The following is a 4,235-nucleotide window of genomic DNA, read 5'->3' on the forward strand; positions in this document are numbered from 1 at the left end:
GGCAAACATGTTGGCCCACTGAGAAGCGACTAGTTCACTTTTGTGGGCATGATCTCTTGCTCATGCCGGAGACGGATACTACGCATAGCTCTGTGCACATTGATGTATCAAAGATTAGTAGGGGCGATGCGTATACACTAACGAATAGGCTGTTAAGTGTCTTGGCATTCTCTTGTGAGTCACCTGCTCGCATTGATTATGGCCACACTACAATGCTCATTAATGAGCCGATAGCGATTCGCAAAGTCGGGAGAGGGGTTAGGTACCCATTATTTAAGGATGATTTATTGATCCGGTCTGCTGAGCCAAATCAAGAGAACGAAGTTGCTTTGTCGTTTTACCGGGAAGCACTTCTCTCTGATAGTTACTCTCATCGTTTTTTGTGCTTTTATAAAATAATCAATCTTTGGCATAGCGATAGACTGAGTGGAGAAAAAGGTAATATTAATAGGCCACTAATAAAGTGCATTTTAAGACGTATTGAGGGTGACCAAAGAGACGATATTAAGAAGTGTGTGCGTGAGCTTGGTGGGTTTGTAGCATTGCCAGATTTGTTTTATAAGGATTGTCGTTGCGCTATTGCCCATGCAAACGAAGTTGGTTCAACGTTAGATTCCGATTTTCACCAACGAAAACTTTTTTATGCTGTGCATATTTTTCATGCAGTTGCTAGGGATTTGATGATCGAGAAAGGGATTTCGCAGTGTTTGTGGCGTGATTCTGGTCCAGAAGGTGCTTCCGTATAGATTGAGTCGGGCTACGGGAGCGTCTAGAATTTGCTGCCACCGCTTCATGAGGTGATATATCTCCTGTTCTTTAGGGGGGGCTACACCTTCCCCCTTGACATCCCCCCGTATCCCCCTTATTTAGCCGGAGTCCGGGGGCAATCCCCGGCGCGGCATACGTTCTTGAGAGGCGCGGCAACGCTGCACAGCCCGCCTGAAAAATCCTCAGTACCCACGCCGAATCAACCACTGCCCCGATTGAGCCATCCGGTCCCGGCCCGCAGCGTCCGCACCCGAATAAGCTCTTCGCCGCCGTTTGGTGCGCCCTGTGCGCCGCGCGGCCCCTCTTTCACAAAGGACCTACTTTGACTTTTGATTCCTTCGGCCTTCCGTCCACTGTTCTCGCCAATATCACCAAGCTCGGCTACACCACCCCCACGCCCATCCAGGACCGCGCCATTCCGGCCGTGCTGGACGGACGCGACCTGATGGGCCTGGCCCAGACCGGCACCGGCAAGACGGCGGCCTTCCTGCTTCCCATTCTGACCAAGCTGTTGAGCCGCCCCCTGCCCGCGCGCCGCAAGGCCCGCGTGCTCATCCTGGCCCCCACGCGCGAACTGGCCGAGCAGATCCACGAAGCCGCCCTCGACCTGGGCCGCAACACCGGCATCCGCAGCACCACCGTGTACGGCGGCGTGAACATGAACCGCCAGATCAACGCCCTGCGCAACGGCGCGGACATCGTGGTGGCCTGCCCGGGCCGCCTGCTCGACCACATGGGCCAGCGCACGGTCGACCTGACCGGCGTGGAGTTCCTGGTGCTCGACGAAGCCGACCAGATGTTCGACATGGGCTTTTTGCCCGACATCAAGAAGATCCTGGCCGGCCTGCCCAAGGAGCGCCAGACCATGCTCTTCTCGGCCACCATGCCCGAGGCCATCCGCAGCCTGGCGGCCGACATCCTGAAAGACCCGGAGACCCTGCGCGTGGGCAACAACGCCCCGACTGAGACCGTCTCCCACGCCATCTACCCCGTGGCGCACCACCTGAAGACCAACCTGCTGCTGGAGCTTCTGCACCGCAACAAGGAAGGCTCGGTCCTGGTGTTCACCCGCACCAAGCACCGCGCCAAGCGCCTGGCCGAGAACCTGGAAAAGACCGGGCACAAGGCCACCGCGCTGCAGGGCAACCTCTCCCAGAACCGCCGCAAGGAGGCCATGGACGGATTCCGTTCCGGCCGCTTCCGCGTGCTGGTTGCGACGGACATCGCCGCCCGCGGCATCGACGTGAACCTGGTGACCCACGTGGTGAACTTCGACGTGCCGAGCACGCCGGAGACCTACACCCACCGCATCGGCCGCACGGGCCGCGCGGAACGCACCGGCGAGGCCCATACCTTCGTCACGGGCGAGGACGTCTCCATGGTGCGCGCCATCGAGCGCTTGATGCGCGAGCCCCTGACCCGCAAGAAGCTGGAAGGCTTTGATTACAACGCGGGCCCCAGCGCCGCGGACAAGGACTTCAACCGTCCGATCATGGACCGCAATCGCGGCGGCTACAGCAACCAGCGCCGCACCGATGATCGCGGCGGCTACGGCCAGCGTCCGCAGCAGCGCCCCCAGCGCTCGGCCTACGGCGCCGTCCGGTCCGAAAATTCGGACAAGCGCGACGACTTCGGCCGTCCCGTGCAACCCGGCGACGACATCTACGCCGCCGATCGCGGCGACACACGTCGCGACGACCGCCCGGCCCGCGGCTATGGCGACCGTTCGCGCTACGGCGCGGACAAGCCCGCCGGCCGCTCCGACAGCCGCCCCGGCTATGGCCGTCCCAGCTCGGGCCGTCCCGGCCAGAGCGCCCAGGGAGCGCGGCCCCAGGGCCAGTCCCGTCCCCAGGGCAGCGGCAATTCCGCGTACAATTCCAACGGCCGCTAGGCCGCTGCACAGTCCGCTTGACGCCGGGGCCCAAGTGCCCTAGTCAGATTACAGAGACCTGCGTACCGGGGGGGCTTCGGCCCCCCTTTGCGCGGTCTGGCCCACAGTTTGCTACCAGTGCGCACAAACCGCAGTTCGGAGTGCCGCATGGGCAACATTCTCATCATCGACGACGACGCCGAAGTCCGCGAAACGCTCTTGAGCCTGACGCGGCGCATGCGCATGAGCGGGGAGGCCGTGGGCACCCTGCGTGAAGGCATCGTGCGCCTGCGCAAGGGCGGGGTGGACGTGGCCTTCCTTGACGTGAGCCTGCCGGACGGCAATGGCCTGGACGCCCTGTCCGAGATCAAGGCCCTGCCGGATTCTCCCGAAGTCATCATCCTCACCGGCCGGGGCGACCCCGACGGCGCCGAACTGGCCATCCAGGGCGGCGTGTGGGACTATCTCCTCAAGCCTTCGCCCATCAAAGACACCATGCTCACCCTGGAGCGCGCCCTCAGGTATCACGAGGGCAAGCGCGGCAGCACTCCCGTGGCCCTGCGCCTGGAAGAGGTTGTGGGCAAAAGCCAGCCCATGCGCGCCTGCTTCGACGCCGTGGCCGGGGCGGCCGGGTCCGGGGCCAGCGTGCTCATCACGGGCGAGACCGGAACCGGCAAGGAGCTCATCGCCCGCACCATCCACGCCAACAGCCCGCGCGCGGCCAAGCCCTTCGTGGTGGTGGACTGCGCCGCCCTGACCGAGACACTGGTGGAGAGCACGCTCTTCGGCCACAAGAAGGGCGCCTTCACCGGCGCGGACAGCGACCGCACCGGTCTGGTGAAGCTGGCCGACGGCGGCACCCTGTTCCTGGACGAGGTGGGCGAGATGCCGCTCAATCTGCAGAAGGCCTTCCTGCGCGTGCTGCAGGAGCGGCGCTTCCGGCCCGTGGGCGGCAGCGTGGAGCTGGAGAGCGATTTCCGGCTCATGGCGGCCACCAACCGCGACCTGAACCGCATGGTGGAGCAGGGGGGCTTTCGCAGCGATCTGTTCTACCGCATCAAGACCATCTCCATAAGCCTGCCCCCCCTGCGTGAGCGGGTGGAGGACATAAAGCCCCTGTGCGTGTTCCGCGTGGGCCAGCTGTGCGAGCAGTACGGCGCGCCCCTCAAGGGCTTCGACCCGGACGTGTTCCAGGTGCTGGAGGGCTACGACTGGCCCGGCAACGTGCGCGAGCTGTTCAATGTGCTGGAGCGCGCCTTTGTGGCCGCAGGAACGGAGCGCACGCTCTACGCCATGCACCTGCCCCAGGACGTGCGCATCAAGGTCGCCAAGGCCCAGCTGGGCCGCGGGCGCGACGCCGCCCTGGCGGCGCAGCCCCTGCGCAAACCCCTGCCCGTGCCCACGCCCGCAGCCACCGTGCTGGCGGAGACGGCGCCCGTGCTGGAGCAGGCCGCGCCTGAGCCGGAACTGGCGGCGCCCGCCGCGCCCGCCGCTTCTGGCGCGGGCGTTGAGAGCCCGGCCGCGCCGCTGCCGGAGCAGCTCTTCGGCCAGACGCTGAAGGATTGCAAGGAGGCCGTGGAGCGCAGCTACATGGAGG

The 4,235-nt window shown here is 63.9% G+C and carries 3 protein-coding genes; all 3 read left to right on the forward strand.

Going from position 1 to position 4,235, the window contains the following annotated elements:
• A partial coding sequence (gene mauJ / locus VN419_RS08150) for a methylamine utilization protein MauJ (RefSeq protein ID WP_325646339.1) occupies window positions 1-746 on the forward strand: 746 nt, incomplete at its 5' end.
• Between the two features lie 344 nt (window positions 747-1,090).
• Complete coding sequence (locus VN419_RS08155) at window positions 1,091-2,659, forward strand: DEAD/DEAH box helicase (RefSeq protein WP_325646341.1); 1,569 nt, start codon at window positions 1,091-1,093, stop codon at window positions 2,657-2,659.
• Window positions 2,660-2,806: 147 nt separating this feature from the next.
• Window positions 2,807-4,235 (forward strand): sigma-54 dependent transcriptional regulator (locus VN419_RS08160; RefSeq protein ID WP_325646342.1); only part of this gene is annotated, 1,429 nt, incomplete at its 3' end.

It is taken from the genome of Humidesulfovibrio sp., assembly GCF_035560995.1.
Lineage (GTDB): Bacteria > Desulfobacterota > Desulfovibrionia > Desulfovibrionales > Desulfovibrionaceae > Humidesulfovibrio.